The sequence below is a fragment of the Streptomyces gilvosporeus genome (assembly GCF_002082195.1).
Classification (GTDB): domain Bacteria; phylum Actinomycetota; class Actinomycetes; order Streptomycetales; family Streptomycetaceae; genus Streptomyces; species Streptomyces gilvosporeus.
On sequence record NZ_CP020569.1, the window covers coordinates 7,881,010 to 7,895,541 of the forward strand.

Consider the following 14,532-nt stretch of genomic DNA (forward strand, 5'->3'; position numbering starts at 1 on the left):
ACGACCCACGCCTATAACGGAGTTACCGCCATGAAGATCACCCTTGACGCCGACAAGTGCTGCGCCGCCGGCCAGTGTGTGCTGGTCGCCCCCGAGGTCTTCGACCAGCGCGACGAGGACGGCATCGTCGTCCTCCTCGATGCCGAGCCGCCCGCCGACCAGCACGAGGCCGTCCGCGAAGCGGCCGCCATCTGCCCGGCCGCCGTGATCGAGGTGCACGAATGACCGCCCGGCCGCTCGCCGTCGTCGGAGCCTCCGCCGCCGGACTCGCCGCCGCCGAAGCGCTGCGCCGCCTCGGCTGGCGGGGCCCGCTCACCCTGATCGGCGACGAACCGCATCTGCCCTACGACCGGCCGCCGCTGTCCAAACAGCTGCTGCACGGCACCTGGGAGCCGGAGCGGCTGCTGCTGCGCGGCAAGGACCAGCTCGACGCCCTCGCACTCGACCTGCGGCTGGGCACCCGCGCGACCGGACTCGACGCGGCCACCCGCACGCTCACCCTCGACAACGGCGAGACCCTGGCCTGCGCCGGAGTGATCATCGCGACCGGCGTGGCGGCCCGTACGCTGCCCGGCGCCGAGGGGCTCACCGGGGTGCACACCCTGCGCACCCTCGACGACGCGCTGGCGCTGCGCGCCCGGCTGACCGGCACCGGTCACCGGCTGGTGATCGTCGGCAACGGTGTGCTGGGCTGCGAAGCGGCCGCGGTGGCACGGGAGTTGGGCCATGACGTCACCCTCGTCGGCGTCGAGCCGATACCGATGGCCGCGGCCGTCGGCACCGAGATCGGCGAACTGCTCGCCGAGGAACACCGGGCGCACGGCGTCACCCTGCACACCGCGGCGGTGGCGGGCTTCGACGCCTCGGGCGGCGCGGTCACCGGCGTACGACTGGCCAATGAGGGTCCCCCCGGCAATGGGGGCGTAGCCGCTGGGGGAGCGGGGACCGGGGGCAGCACCCGCCTGCCCGCCGACACCGTCCTGCTCGCCATCGGCTCCACCCCCGCGGTCGGCTGGCTCGGCGACGACCCGGTCCTGGACACCTCCGACGGGCTGCGCTGCGATGCGTACTGCGGCGCCGCCCCCGGCATCTACGCGGCCGGCGACGTCGCCCGCTGGGAGCATCCGGTGCACGGCCGCCCGGTGCGTTTCGAGCACCGGATGAACGCCAGCGAACAGGGCATGGCCGCGGCCCGCAACATGCTCGCCGAACTGGCCGCCGCCGACGCCGCCGGGAGCGCCTTCGCGGACGCCTTCGAGGGGGCGCCTCCCGAGCGCCGGCCGTTCGCGCCCGTGCCGTACTTCTGGTCCGACCAGTACGCCGTCAAGCTCCAGGCGTACGGGCTGACCACGGGCGCGGACCGGGTCGAGACCACCGTGCTGGACCGCGCCGGGTGCCGGGCCGTCGCCCTCTACGGCCGCGACGGACACGCCGTGGGCGTCCTCGCCGCCGGACTGCCGCCCCGCCAGGTCCGCGGTCTGCGGGCGGTGATCGCCGCGCCCGTCCCGTGGGAGGAGGCCCGCGAGCGGGTCCGCGCCGCCACGGCCGCCGGCTGACGGCGCCGGTCACGGCGCACCGTGCCCGATCATGGAGGGATGGCCGACTCGTACGTACGGGTGCGCGGCGCCCGTGAGCACAACCTCCGCACCATCGATGTGGACATCCCGAGGGACGCGCTGGTCGCGTTCACCGGGGTGTCCGGATCGGGCAAGTCCTCCCTCGCCTTCGGCACCCTCTACGCCGAGGCGCAGCGCCGCTACTTCGAGTCGGTGGCCCCCTACGCCCGCCGACTGATCCACCAGGTCGGCGCCCCGAAGGTCGAGGACATCACCGGCCTGCCGCCCGCCGTCGCCCTCGAACAGCGGCGCTCCGCGCCCACCTCCCGCTCCTCGGTCGGCACCGTCACCACCCTCTCCAACACCCTGCGGATGCTCTTCTCCCGCGCCGGCGACTACCCCGACGGCGCGACCGGACGACTCGACTCCGATGCCTTCTCGCCCAATACGGCGGCCGGGGCCTGCCCGGAGTGCCACGGGCTGGGCACCGTCCACCAGGTGACGGAGGACTCGCTCGTCCCCGACCCGTCCCGCTCCGTGCGCGAGGGCGCCGTCGCCGCCTGGCCGGGCGCCTGGCAGGGCAAGAACCTCCGCGACATCCTCGCCGCCCTCGGCCACGACATCGACCGGCCCTGGCGCGACCTGCCGCAGGCCGACCGGGACTGGATCCTGTTCACCGACGAACAGCCCGTCGTCACCGTGCACCCCGTCCGCGAGGCCGGCCGGATCCAACGCCCGTACAAGGGCCAGTACATGAGCGCCAGACGCTATGTCCTGCACACCTTCGCCGACTCCAAGAGCGACACCCTGCGCACCCGCGTCCGGGGGTTCATGACCGCCCAGCCCTGCCCGGTGTGCGCCGGACGGAGGCTGCGCCCCGAGGCGCTGGCCGTCACCTTCGCGGGCCGCGATATCGCCACCCTCGCGGGCCTGCCGCTCGGCGCCCTCGCCGACGTGCTGCGGCCCACCGCCGCCCGCCCGGACGACGAGCCCGCCCCGGCCCTCGCCCGCGACCTGGTCGCCCGTATCGAGGTGCTCACCGAACTCGGCCTCGGCTATCTGAGCATGGACCGCCCCGCCCCCACCCTCTCCGCCGGCGAACTCCAGCGCCTGCGCCTGGCCACCCAGCTGCGCTCCGGCCTCTTCGGCGTCGTCTACGTCCTGGACGAACCCTCCGCCGGACTCCACCCGGCCGATACGGAATCCCTGCTCACGGTCCTGCACCGGCTCAAGGAAGCGGGCAATTCGCTCTTCGTCGTCGAGCATGACATGGACGTGGTGCGGCGCGCCGACTGGATCGTCGACATCGGCCCGCGCGCCGGGGAACACGGCGGCCGGGTGCTGCACAGCGGCCCCGTCGAAGGGCTCGCCGACGTCACCGGATCCGCCACCCGCCGCTTCCTCTTCGCCGCCGAACCGCCCGCCGACCGCACCCCGCGCACCCCCACCGGCGCGCTCTCCCTGCACGGCGTCACCCTGCACAACCTGCGCGGCCTGGACGCCGTCTTCCCGCTCGGCGTCTTCACCGCCGTCACCGGAGTCTCCGGGTCCGGAAAAACCACGCTGGTCACCCGGGTCCTCGCGGAGGCCGTACGCGACCACCTCGGCGAGGCCCGCTCCGATACGGGCGAGGACGCCGGCGCCGGACCGACGGCCCGGGCCCAGCTCACCGCCGCCGAGGGCCTGGACGCCGTCGACCGGCTGGTCCGCGTCGACCAGCGGCCGATCGGCCGGACCCCGCGCTCCAACCTCGCCACCTACACCGGGCTGTTCGACGCCGTACGCAAGGTCTTCGCCGCCACCGACGCGGCGCGCGCCCGCGGCTACACCGCCGGACGGTTCTCCTTCAACGTCGCCGCCGGCCGCTGCGAGACCTGCCAGGGCGAGGGCTTCGTCGCCGTCGAGCTGCTCTTCCTGCCCGGTACGTACGCGCCCTGCACCGACTGCCACGGCGCCCGCTACAACCCCGAGACCCTCCAGATCACCTATCGGGACCGCACCATCGCCGACGTCCTGGCGATGACCGTCGACGACGCGGCCGCCTTCCTCGCCGACCTCCCGTCCGCCGCCCGCAGTCTGCGCACCCTCCAGGACGTCGGCCTGGGCTATCTGCGGCTCGGCCAGCCCGCCACCGAGCTCTCCGGCGGCGAGGCCCAGCGCATCAAGCTCGCCGCCGAACTCCAGCGGGCCCGCCGCGGCCACACCCTCTACCTCCTCGACGAGCCCACCACCGGTCTGCACCCCGCCGACACCGAGGTGCTCCTGCGCCAGCTGCACGGCCTGGTGGACGCGGGCCACACCGTGGTCGTCGTCGAGCACGACATGGGGGTGGCCGCGGGCGCCGACCACGTCATCGACCTGGGCCCGGGCGGCGGCGCGGAGGGCGGCCGGATCGTCGCCGCGGGCACCCCCGCCGAGGTGGCGGCCGCCCCGGGCAGCCGTACGGCGCCCTATCTGGCCCGCCGCAGGGCGCGGCCGAAGCCGTCCTGACGGTCGGCTAACCTACGCAGGTCACCCCGCCGTGACACGCCGGAACACCGGCACACCCAGCACACCGAAGACGTGCACGCAGCACACCGAAGCAGCACACCGAAGGGGGCATCTCTCATGGCAGACATAGAGGCGGCCAAGGCGACGTTCAACCGGTTCGACGCGGACGGCGACGGCCAGGTCACTCCTGACGAGTTCAAGCGCGCGATGGCCGAAATGGGCGACCCGTTCGTCACCGGCCCGGTCGCCGAGGCCGTCATCAAGGCCAAGGACAGCGACGCCAACGGCACCATGTCCTTCGACGAGTTCTGGCAGGCCCTGCAGAACGGCTGACGGCTCCGCCGCCCCTGCGAGGCGCTCAGCCCCGCGCTGAGCCGCCCACGGGCGGCGGCGCAGCACCGTTGCCGGTGCCCCAGTGCGACGGTTTCGGTCCCACGGAGAAGGCCAGCTCGTGGCCCGTGCGCAGCGCATGGGTGGTCAGGTACGTGCGGTCGTGTGCGGCGCCGTCCAGGTGGACGGACTGGATGTACCGCTGCACCGGTGACGTACCGGGAGCCTTGATGGTGAAGTGGCCGGACGGGAAATAGCGCCGGTCCAGGGTCAGGTCGACGCGGTCGAAGACCGGGGTGCTCAGCCCCCAGGTGTCGGTGCCCGGCTGTACGGGGAACACGCCGATCGACGAGAGCACCATCCACGCCGACATCGTCCCCAGATCGTCGTTGCCGGTCATCCCGCTCGGTGTGTCGGTGAAGAGTGTCAGCGCCGCGTGCACCACATCCGTGGACTTCCAGGGATGACCGGTCGAGAGATAGGTGTACGGGGCGATCAGATCGGGCTCGTTCTGCGGGTTGTACTTGTCGGCGTTGTCGTAGTCGTACGGCCCGTTGACCCACACCGTCCGCGCCGTCCGCTCCGGGTCCTTCAGCAGGCGCTGGTAGGCGAAGAAGGAATCCAGTCGCCGTTCGGCCTTTTCCCTGCCGCCGATGAGCCGGATCATCCCCGGGAGATCCTGCGGCACCAGCCACTGGTACTGCCAGGCCGTGCCCTCGTGGAACCCCTCGCTCCGGGCCGGGTCCGCGGGTCCGGTGAAGGCGCCCCGTGCGTCCCGGGCGCGGAAGAAGCCGGTCGAACGGTCAAAGATGTTGCGGTAGTTGTGCGCACGCGCCGCATAGCGTGCGGCATCCGCCCGGTGCCCCAGATCGCGCGCCATCTGCGCCAGCATCGCGTCCGACAGCGCGTACTCCAGGGTCACCGAGGCGCCGTGGTCGAAGTCGGAGTCGCCGGGTTTGCGATGTGGACGGCCCTTGATGTACGGCGCGAAGCCGTTGCGCAGGTAGGGCACATTGGCCTCGCGCCCGAGGGCGGGCGAGTCGGCCGGGGGCACTCCGTCGGCGTTCTTCTTCAGCGCCGCGTATGCCTCCTGCGCCTCCCGCCCCCGCAACAGCCCCTGCTGATAGGCGTTGGTGAGGAACGGCGTGACCGGATCCCCGGTCATGATGTTCGTCTCGACCGTGCCGTAGCCCCATTTGGGCAGCCAGCCGCCCTCCTTGTCGATCCGCAGCAGCGACCGCGCCATGTCCCGGGACTCGCGCGGCGCGAGCAGGGCCAGGAGCTGTGCCTGGGTGCGGTAGGTGTCCCACAGCGACCAGTTCTGGTAGTAGGTGAACCCGCGCGCCCGATGGATCCTCCGGTCCCAGCCGGTGTAGCGGCCGTCCGCATCGCTGCCGATGTTCGGCGCGAGGAAGGACCGGTAGAGGGAGGAGTACAGCGTCCGGCGCAGGGTCCGGTTGCCGCCCTGCGTCCTCACCACGGCCAGTCGCCGCTCCCAGGCGGCGTCCGCGGCGGCCCGCGTCCGGTCGAAGGAACGCCCGCCCTCGGCCCGCAGGTTGCGCGCCGCGCCCGCCGCGTCGACATAGCTGAGGGCGGTGGTGGCCTCGACCGTACGGTCCTTACGGGTGTCGAAACGGACGTACGCCCCGTGCCGCCCGCTCGCGGTCGAGCCCTGGGAGCCGGGCGTCACCTTCTCCCCCTCCCAGGTCCCGTACGACGCGAACGGCCGGTCGAAGCGGGTGATCGTGTAGAGCGTGTACGGCCGGGTGTCCTGGCAGAAGCCGTGGCCGGTGAGGGCCGTGCGGACGGTGTGGGAATCGAGTACCTCCACCGTCGTGGAGACGTTCTTGTGGAGCGACTGGCCCGCATTGAGCAGCACATTGGCCTTGTCGGTGGCCGGGAAGGTGTAGCGCTGCCGGCCGGTACGGGCGGTGGCGGTCAGCTCGGCGGTGATCCCGCCGTACGACGACAGGCGGACGCGGTAGTAGCCGGGGCGGGCCGATTCGCCATCATGGCGGTAGGCGGCCGCGTACTTGGCATTGTCGGTCTCGGTGATGTCGCCGGTGGTCGGCAGTACCGGCAGATCGCCGCCCAGCCCGCAGCCCACTCCGGAGAGGTGGACGGAGCCGAAGCCGCGGATGTGGTCCTCGTCGTAGTCGTAGCCGGTGGTGTGGCCGGTGTCGGGGGAGAGCTGCACCATGCCGAACGGGACGGCGGCCCCGGGGAAGGTGTTGCCGTCGTTGCGGCTGCCGATGAACGGGTTGACCAGTCCGGTGAGGGCGCCGCCGTCATCGGGTGGGGCGGCCTGGGCGGTGGGAGCGGTGAGTGCGCTGCCGACGAGCACGGCCGCCAGTACCGCTCCCGCGGTACGCAGCCGGTGCGGACCGGACCATGACATGGGGTCACCCCTCCGCGCTTCGGACAACGTTGTCGGAGCGCGCTCATTCTTGGCGCGGGCCAGGTGCACGTCAAGGACCCGGGGCCGCTCCGCTCGTCATCGCACGTCAGCGCGGCAGCCCCCGGGCCCCGTCCGCCGCAGGCTCAGGCGTCCCCGGCCGGCTCCGCCGACTCCCGTTCCGCCTTGGCCAGTTCGGACCGCCGGTAGGAGTACGAGAAGTAGATGACCAGGCCGATCACGAACCACACGGCGAAGCGCACCCAGGTCTGCCACGCCAGGAAGGTGATCAGCCAGAGGGAGAAGCAGACGCCGATCGCCGGGACCACCGGCATGCCCGGTGTGCGGAAGGTGCGCGGCAGGTCGGGGCGCTTGTAGCGCAGCACGATCACCGCGACGCAGACCACCACGAACGCCAGCAGAATCCCGATGTTCGTCAGTTCGGCGGCCTCGCCGATCGGCAGGAAGCCGGCGATGACGGCGGAGGCGCCGCCCACGATCCAGGTGACCCGGGTGGGCACACGGTGGGTCTCGCTGGTCTTCGCGAACCACTTGGGCAGCAGTCCGTCGCGGCTCATCGAGAACCACACCCGGGTCACGCCGAGCATGAAGGTGAACATCACGGTGAGGATGCCGATGATCGCGCCGACGGCGATGACATCCGCGAGTTTGTCGAGACCCACCGACTTGAACGCGCTCGAGAAGCCGCTCTCCGGATCGATGGACTTGTAGTTCTGCATCCCCGTCAGCACCAGGCAGGCCAGGACGTACAGCACCATCGAGATCACCAGCGAATACATGATGGCCCTGGGCATATGGCGCTGGGCGTCCTTGGACTCCTCGGCCGCCGTGCTCATCGCGTCATAGCCGAAGACGGCGAAGAACACGGTGGCCGCGCCGGTGAACGCGCCGCTGACCCCGAAGGGGAAGAAGGGGTGGTAGTTCGCGGTGTCGATATGGAAGAAGCCGACCACGATCACGACGATGACGACCAGCACCTTCAGGGCCACCACGATCGTCTCGAAGCGCGCGGCGTTCTTGATGCCGAGGGTGAGGAGATAGGCGATCAGAAGGCAGAGGAGCGCCGCGAAGAGGTCCACGCGATGGCCCGGTCCGGTGCCCGGGGCGCCCAGCATCCAGTGCGGCAGATCGAGGCCCACCTCGCCGAGCAGAAAGCCGAAGTAGCCGGAGATGCCGATCGCGACCACCGCCACGATCGCGGTGTACTCCAGCAGCAGGTCCCAGCCGATGAACCAGCCCGCGATCTCGCCGAGCACCGCATAGCCGTAGGTGTAGGCGGAGCCCGCCTTCGGGATCAGCCCGGCGAATTCGGCGTACGAGAAGGCGGCCGCGGCGCTCGCGATGCCCGCGATGAGGAAGGAGATCAGAACGGCGGGCCCGGCCTTGCCGTTGGCGACCGTGCCGGCCAGCGTGAAGATGCCCGCACCGATGATGCCGCCGACGCCGATGGCGGTCAGCTGCCACAGGCCCAGCGCCCGGGTCAGCTGCTGGCTCGCCGCGCCCTCCGGCTCTTCGATGTGGTCGATCGGTTTCCGGCGCAATACGCCCTGTCCCGCGCGCAGGCCCATGCGACAGCCCTCCGTAGGCTCGCTGATCCGTCGTGCTCCGACGGCGGATCATCATGGACCCTGGCGGGCGCCTACGGAAGGCGACTCCCTAGTAGCGAGTCGTACACGGGAGGGGTGCGAGGAGGCTCAACCGGCGTCCGCGGGCCTCGACCGGCGTCTGCGGTCAGTCGGCGTCCTCCAGACGGAAGCCGACCTTCAGACCGACCTGGTAGTGGTCGATGGCGCCGTCGACGATATGCCCGCGGACCTCGCTGATCTCGAACCAGTCGAGATTGCGCAGGGACTGCGAGGCGCGCTTGATGCCGTTGTTGATGGCGGCGTCCACGCTGTGCTGGGACGTACCGACGATGTCGGTCACGCGATACGTGCGATCGGTCACGATGGTCTCCCCTCGGCCGGGGCGGCGCTCCGCCCGTCCACCTTCCACCGTGCCTCAGCGGAGCCCGCCCCACCAGCGGAGCCGTACGGCCTACGGAACGACCGTGACCGGCCAGCGCCCGGCCTTGACCAGGCGCACCGCGACCGACCCCATGATGCGGTGCCCGGCCGACTCCGACGCGCCGACCACCACCGCATCCGCCGTGAGCTCATCGGCCATCTGCACCATGCCGTTGTACGGGTCCCCGCGCAGCGTGTGGAACTCCCAGCGGACGTCGTATATCCCCTGGAGCCGGTCCGTCGCCTCGCGGATCTCGGCCATCAGCTCGTCGGCGACCTCGTTCGTCGCATCCCCCACCGGCGCGCCCATCGCCGCACCGGCCGCCATCACCGGCTGCACATAGACCAGGACGAGCTTCGACCCCTGCCGCCGCGCCAGCCCGGCCGCATACGCGGCGGCGCGCCACGACGATTCGGAGCCGTCGATGCCGACGACGATGACCTTCGGGCCGTCCGTTCCGCGTTCGAAGGACGCGGGGGTGTGCTGTGAGTCGTCCACAGGAGCGAGGTTAGCCGCAGGCGCGGAGCGGCGTGCCGACGGGCCTCGGGGCACGCCCCGCGAGGCGGCCCGGCGGGTCAGGCGGGGGACGGGGGCCAGGCGTCGGGGGAGAGGATGCCCAGCACGTAGGCGCGGGCGACCAGCGCGGTACGGCCCTGCACCCGCCAGCGGCGGGCCAGCCGGGTGAGGTGGTAGTTCACCCCGTCGACCGTCAGCCCCAGAGCGGTGCCGATCGCCGCCGTGGTGGCGCCGCCCGCGGCCAGCGCGAGGATCCGGGCCTCCACCGGGCTCGCCGTACCGCGCGGCGGCGCGGGCGGCGCGGCCTCGCGGACCCGCAGTACGGCCAGCAGCACGGGCGGCTGGACGGAGACATCGCCGACCGGATCCACCGTCAGTTCCCCCTCCCGCTCGGTGCCGTCCGCCGCGGAGTGCCACTGCACCTCGACCGGATAGCGCGAGCGGCGACCCAGCCGCACCGCCTCCTCGATCCGCAGCAGCTGCTCCTTGGCCCGCGGCCGGAACATCTCCAGCAGATTGTGGCCGCGCAGCTGCCCGGGCGTCGTGCCCCACTGCGCGGCCATCGCCGGATTGGCGATCAACACCTCGCCGTCGGCCCGGCACACCGCGATCGGCGTGGGGATACGGTCCAGCAGGATCAGGAAGTAGTTGCGCCAGGGCCCGCCCGCGTACGGTCCGGCCGGATCGGTGGGATCGTCCATCAGGAGTGGCCGGTGTGTCGCGGGCGCGTGGGTGTCCGCATCCGACGCGCCGTCGGCGTTCCCGTTGTCCATTGCCTCGTCTCCGCTCCGTGCGCAAGGGCTATGGCGAAAAACCACTGCACAATCATGCAGTTACCCGGGATCAACCCGCGCACCGGGCCGGTCACGCTGGAGACATGACCGACACCATCGCGCTCCACACCGCAGAACGCGCCGCCGACGACGGCATTCCGGTTGCCGACGTCACCGCGGCCGGTCTCACCGCCACGCCGCTTCAGCAGGCCATGGACCTGGCCCGGGTCCACGGCCCGGCCTTCCGCCGACGGCTGGGCGACCGCGACACGCTGTTCGTCTCCTCGCTGGACCTGGTCACCGAACTCGCCGACGAGAACCGCTTCGCCAAGGGCGTGTCGGTGGTCCTGGAGAACGTCCGGGAATTCGCCGGCGACGGTCTGTTCACCGCCTACAACGACGAACCGAACTGGGCCAAGGCGCACGAGGTGCTGATGCCCGCCTTCGCGCTGGGCTCGATGCGGACGTACCACCCGGCGATGCTCAGGGTCGCCCGCCGGGTGATGGCCAGCTGGGACCGCCGGGTCGCCGACGGCAGCACCCTGGACGTCGCCGAGGACATGACCCGGATGACGCTGGACACCATCGGGCTGGCCGGTTTCGGCTTCGACTTCGGATCGTTCGCCCGCGACACGCCGCATCCGTTCGTGGAGGCGATGGTGCGGTGTCTCCAGTGGAGCGGCGCCAAATTCGCCCGGCAGGCCGGGGGCGACTACTCCGCGGAGGATGCGGCGTTCCGGGCCGACGCCGACTATCTGGCGTCCGTGGTCGACGAGGTGATCGCCGCGCGGACCGCGAGCGGCGAGAGCGGCGACGACGATCTGCTGGGCCTGATGCTCGGATCCCGCGAACGGGGCGGTGAGCAACAGGGCCTGGATCTGGCCAATATCCGCAACCAGGTCATCACCTTCCTCATCGCCGGGCACGAGACCACCTCCGGTGCGCTCTCCTTCGCCCTGTACTACCTGCTCAAGGACCCGGCCGCGCTGCGGCTGGTGCAGCGGGAGGCGGACGAGCTGTGGGGCGACGCGTCCGAGCCCGACCCGTCCTTCGAGGACATCGCGCGGCTTCCGTACACCCGTCAGGTGCTCAACGAGGCGCTGCGGCTGTGGCCGACCGCCGCCGCGTTCACCCGGCAGGCCCAGGAGGACACCCTGCTCGGCGGCCGCCACCCGCTGAAGAAGGGCGATCTGGTCACCGTCCTCACGCCGATGCTGCACCGCGATCCGGCCTGGGGCGACAACCCCGAGCTCTTCGACCCCTCGCGCTTCACCCCGCAGGCCGAGGCGGCCCGCTCCCCGCATGCCTACAAGCCCTTCGGGACCGGTGAACGCGCCTGCATCGGGCGGCAGTTCGCCCTGCACGAGGCGACCATGCTGCTCGCCCTGCTGGCCCACCGCTACCGGCTGATCGACCACACCGACTACCGGCTGCGCGTCAAGGAGACGCTGACCCTCAAGCCCGAGGGCTTCTCCCTCGCCCTCGCCGCCCGGACGCCCGCCGACCGGGCCGCGACCCGCGCCGCGTTCGCCGTGCTCCCGGGGGGCACGGCCACCGCCGAGAGCGGCACCGCGGCCGACGAGGGCCTGCCCACCCGCGTCCCGCAGGGCACCGGCCTGCTCCTGCTGCACGGCACCAACTACGGCACCTGCCGCGAGTTCGCCGAGCGGCTCGCCGACGAGGCCACCGGCCTGGGCTTCGCCGCCGAGGTCGCACCCCTGGACGCCTGCGCCGACGGGCTGCCCGCCGACCGGCCGGTCGCGATCGTCGCCGCCTCCTACAACGGACAGCCCACCGACGACGCGGCCGCCTTCGTCGCCCGGCTGCGCACCGCTCCGCAGGGCGCGGCCGAGGGCGTCTCGTACGCGGTCCTGGGCGTCGGCGACCGCAACTGGGCCGCGACCTACCAGCATGTGCCGACCCTCATCGACGACCGCCTGGAGGCGCTCGGCGCCGAACGGCTGCTGCCGCGCGCCGAAGCCGACGCCTCAGGTGATCTTCAGGGCAGCGTCACCGCCTTCGCCCGCGCGCTGCGCACCCAACTGCTCGCCCGCTACGGCGACGCGGCGAGCATCGGCGCGAACGCACCCGTCGCCGAGGACGCCTGTTACACCGTTACAGAGATCACCGGCGGCCCCCTCGACGCGCTCGCCGCCCGGCACGACCTCACCGAGATGACCGTCACCGAGGCCCACGACCTGACGGCACCGGACTGGCCCCGCCCCAAGCGCTTCCTGCGCATCGCGCTGCCCGACGGCGTCACCTACCGCACCGCCGACCACCTCGCGGTGCTCCCGGCCAACACCCCCGCCGCCGTCGAACGCGCCGCGCAGGCGCTCGGCGTCGGACTCGACACCGTCCTCGCGCTGCACGCCGGCGGTCGCCCCGCCCGCGACACCCTCCCCGTCGACCGGCCGCTGACTGTACGTCAACTTCTCACCCATCACCTGGAGTTGGGCGCCCGGCCGACGCCCGCGCAGACCGCGCTGCTGGCAGCCCACAACCCTTGCCCGCCCGAGCGCCAGGCACTCGAAGCGCTCGCCGAGGACGATCCCCGTACCCTGATCGACCTCGTCGAGGCCCACCCGGCGCTGCGCGGCGCCCTGCCCTGGCCCGTCATCCTGGAGCTGCTGCCGCCGCTGCGCATCCGGCACTACTCCCTTTCCTCCTCGCCCGCCGCCGACCCCCGCCACGCCGACCTGATGGTCTCGCTGCTGCCCGGTGGCACCGGCTCGACCCATCTGCACGGACTGCGGCCCGGCGACACGGTCCTGGCCCGTGTCCAGCCCTGCCGCGACGCCTTCCGGATCGACCCGGCCGACCCCGCACCGGTCATCATGATCGCCGCCGGTACGGGCCTGGCACCGTTCCGCGGCGCCATCGCCGACCGGGTGGCCGCGGGCCGGACCACCCCCGCCCGGCTCTACTTCGGCTGCGACGACCCCGACAGCGACTTCCTCCACGCCACGGAGCTCGCCGCCGCGGAACGGGCCGGGGCCGTCTCCCTGCACCCCGTCTTCAGCGCGCGCCCCGAACGAGGCCACCGGTTCGTCCAGCATCGCCTTGCCGCCGAGGGCGCGGAGATATGGGAGCTGCTCCGGGCCGGTGCGCGGGTGTACGTCTGCGGTGACGGCAGCCGGATGGCGCCGGGCGTCAGGGACGCGTTCTGTGACCTCCACGCCAATGCCACGGGCGCTTCGCGCCAGGCATCCGAGGCGTGGCTGAGGGAACTGACCGCCGCTGGGCGGTACGTGGAGGATGTGTACGCGGCCGGTTGATTTCCTCCCCACGTTGTCGGCCGTCCCGCCGCGGGTGTTGTTCGCCGTTGCTCCCCCAGCTAACGCTGGGAGGTACCCCCAGCGGCGGGCGTTGCCGCTGGCGCGGGGCTGTTCGGCTGCGGGACCGGGCCTCCGAACTTCGTCCTGCGGCCCGGCCCCTCCCCGTTGGGGGTGGGAGAAACCCGTGGGGTGCACGTAAGCGGTCGGGTGCCGCTTGTCGAACGAGCGATACGGAATCGGACAGACGAGGCACGCCCCCAGTGGCCCCTTCCCCCCACTCACGGGAGGGGCCGCGCCGCAGGACGAAGTCCGGAGGCGTGGTACCGCACCCGACAACACCACGCCCGCCGCTGGGGGCACCTCCCAGCGTTAGCTGGGGGAGCAACGGCGAAGAACCCCCACGGCGGGACGGCCGACAACGTGGGGAGAAACCCGCGACGGCGGCACGGCCGACAACGTGGGGAGAAACCCGCGACGCGGCAAGCGCTAATCCGCCTCGCGGGGAAGGTGGACCACCACCAGTGCCACCCCGGCGAACAAGAAATTCCTCAGGGCCGCCTCCACCCCGTTCCACGCCTTCGACTGCCACATCGAAAACCACTCCCCACCGATCGCGATGAACCCGGCACCGAACAGCACCATCACCATCAGCAGCCCCACCGTCGCCAACGACCGGCCGCGGCCCGCCTGGCCGCGGCCGGCGCGTAGACCGGAGACCCCGAGCCAGGTGGCAACCACCAGCACGGCCGCCGACGCCGTCTCCCACGCGATGATCGCCAGATACGCCGCGTCCTGGAGCGCCGGCGAGGTGATGGACCGCCACATCAGGTCCGGGTCCCGGAACGTGGTGTCCATGGCCAGCACATGCCGGACGAACTCCCGGTTCGTGCCGTAGTCGGTGATGTTGCCGAAGGCGACCAGCGCGATATAGAGCGCCACCGTCCCGGTCAGCACCGTCGCCGCGAGCGGGAGCGCGGCGGACGACCGCGTGGCGGACGACCGCGTGGCGGCAGTGCCGTCCCCGTGTTCCTGCTCATGTTCCTGCTCATGCGTCGTCGCCGCATGAGCATCCGGCTTCCTGGCCATGACTTCCTCCATGGTGGTAAAAGGCCGCCCCCGCGGGCCGTCGCCGCCACCAAGTCCCGTACGCTGCTGCCCGTTCGACC

General features: G+C 72.1%; 11 protein-coding genes. 5 read left to right on the forward strand and 6 right to left on the reverse strand.

Going from position 1 to position 14,532, the window contains the following annotated elements; translation table 11 throughout:
* Positions 1 to 30 precede the first annotated feature (30 nt).
* The 4 genes from B1H19_RS34825 to B1H19_RS34840 all read left to right on the forward strand — a co-directional run bounded on the left by B1H19_RS34825 (position 31) and on the right by B1H19_RS34840 (position 4,379).
* Positions 31 to 225: a ferredoxin gene (locus B1H19_RS34825; RefSeq protein ID WP_083108861.1), complete on the forward strand. Its 195-nt coding sequence runs from the start codon at positions 31 to 33 to the stop codon at positions 223 to 225.
* The gene (locus B1H19_RS34830) at positions 222 to 1,556 is read left to right on the forward strand and encodes an NAD(P)/FAD-dependent oxidoreductase (protein ID WP_083108862.1); all 1,335 of its coding nucleotides are present in this window, start codon (positions 222 to 224) and stop codon (positions 1,554 to 1,556) included. Before B1H19_RS34825 ends, B1H19_RS34830 begins: the two co-directional genes overlap by 4 nt.
* A gap of 39 nt (positions 1,557 to 1,595) precedes the next feature.
* Positions 1,596 to 4,046, forward strand: coding sequence for an excinuclease ABC subunit UvrA (gene uvrA / locus B1H19_RS34835; protein WP_107426253.1), 2,451 nt, complete (start codon positions 1,596 to 1,598; stop codon positions 4,044 to 4,046).
* Positions 4,047 to 4,163: 117 nt separating this feature from the next.
* Positions 4,164 to 4,379, forward strand: coding sequence for an EF-hand domain-containing protein (locus tag B1H19_RS34840; RefSeq protein WP_083108864.1), 216 nt, complete (start codon positions 4,164 to 4,166; stop codon positions 4,377 to 4,379).
* A gap of 25 nt (positions 4,380 to 4,404) precedes the next feature.
* Here B1H19_RS34840 and B1H19_RS34845 read toward each other — a convergent pair whose 3' ends face one another.
* The 5 genes from B1H19_RS34845 to B1H19_RS34865 form a co-directional block, all read right to left on the reverse strand.
* Complete coding sequence (locus B1H19_RS34845) at positions 4,405 to 6,774, reverse strand: GH92 family glycosyl hydrolase (RefSeq protein WP_083108865.1); 2,370 nt, start codon at positions 6,772 to 6,774, stop codon at positions 4,405 to 4,407.
* A gap of 143 nt (positions 6,775 to 6,917) precedes the next feature.
* Positions 6,918 to 8,360: an amino acid permease gene (locus B1H19_RS34850; RefSeq protein ID WP_083108866.1), complete on the reverse strand. Its 1,443-nt coding sequence runs from the start codon at positions 8,358 to 8,360 to the stop codon at positions 6,918 to 6,920.
* Between the two features lie 163 nt (positions 8,361 to 8,523).
* Complete coding sequence (locus tag B1H19_RS34855; protein ID WP_083108867.1) at positions 8,524 to 8,739, reverse strand: dodecin; 216 nt, start codon at positions 8,737 to 8,739, stop codon at positions 8,524 to 8,526.
* Between the two features lie 90 nt (positions 8,740 to 8,829).
* Positions 8,830 to 9,297 (reverse strand): universal stress protein, encoded by a 468-nt coding sequence (locus B1H19_RS34860; protein WP_083108868.1) that lies wholly within the window; start codon positions 9,295 to 9,297, stop codon positions 8,830 to 8,832.
* Between the two features lie 77 nt (positions 9,298 to 9,374).
* Complete coding sequence (locus B1H19_RS34865) at positions 9,375 to 10,088, reverse strand: PAS domain-containing protein (protein WP_083108869.1); 714 nt, start codon at positions 10,086 to 10,088, stop codon at positions 9,375 to 9,377.
* 104 nt (positions 10,089 to 10,192) lie between these two features.
* Between B1H19_RS34865 and B1H19_RS34870 the strand changes: the two genes are divergently transcribed.
* Positions 10,193 to 13,366, forward strand: coding sequence for a bifunctional cytochrome P450/NADPH--P450 reductase (locus B1H19_RS34870; protein ID WP_083108870.1), 3,174 nt, complete (start codon positions 10,193 to 10,195; stop codon positions 13,364 to 13,366).
* A 486-nt stretch (positions 13,367 to 13,852) separates the two neighbouring features.
* Here the strand turns inward: B1H19_RS34870 and B1H19_RS34875 are convergent, their stop codons facing one another.
* Positions 13,853 to 14,452 carry a DUF2165 domain-containing protein gene (locus B1H19_RS34875; RefSeq protein ID WP_083108871.1) on the reverse strand — a complete coding sequence of 200 codons (600 nt, stop codon included), beginning with the start codon at positions 14,450 to 14,452 and terminating at the stop codon, positions 13,853 to 13,855.
* Positions 14,453 to 14,532 lie beyond the last annotated feature (80 nt).

Excerpts from the sequence above, each read along its gene's own strand:
- B1H19_RS34825 (WP_083108861.1), top strand. The coding sequence starts at position 31 with ATGAAGATCACCCTTGACGCCGACAAGTGCTGCGCCGCCGGCCAGTGT.
- B1H19_RS34830 (WP_083108862.1), top strand. The coding sequence starts at position 222 with ATGACCGCCCGGCCGCTCGCCGTCGTCGGAGCCTCCGCCGCCGGACTC.
- uvrA (WP_107426253.1), top strand. The coding sequence starts at position 1,596 with ATGGCCGACTCGTACGTACGGGTGCGCGGCGCCCGTGAGCACAACCTC.
- B1H19_RS34840 (WP_083108864.1), top strand. The coding sequence starts at position 4,164 with ATGGCAGACATAGAGGCGGCCAAGGCGACGTTCAACCGGTTCGACGCG.
- B1H19_RS34845 (WP_083108865.1), bottom strand. The coding sequence starts at position 6,774 with ATGTCATGGTCCGGTCCGCACCGGCTGCGTACCGCGGGAGCGGTACTG.
- B1H19_RS34850 (WP_083108866.1), bottom strand. The coding sequence starts at position 8,360 with ATGGGCCTGCGCGCGGGACAGGGCGTATTGCGCCGGAAACCGATCGAC.
- B1H19_RS34865 (WP_083108869.1), bottom strand. The coding sequence starts at position 10,088 with ATGGACAACGGGAACGCCGACGGCGCGTCGGATGCGGACACCCACGCG.
- B1H19_RS34870 (WP_083108870.1), top strand. The coding sequence starts at position 10,193 with ATGACCGACACCATCGCGCTCCACACCGCAGAACGCGCCGCCGACGAC.
- B1H19_RS34875 (WP_083108871.1), bottom strand. The coding sequence starts at position 14,452 with ATGGCCAGGAAGCCGGATGCTCATGCGGCGACGACGCATGAGCAGGAA.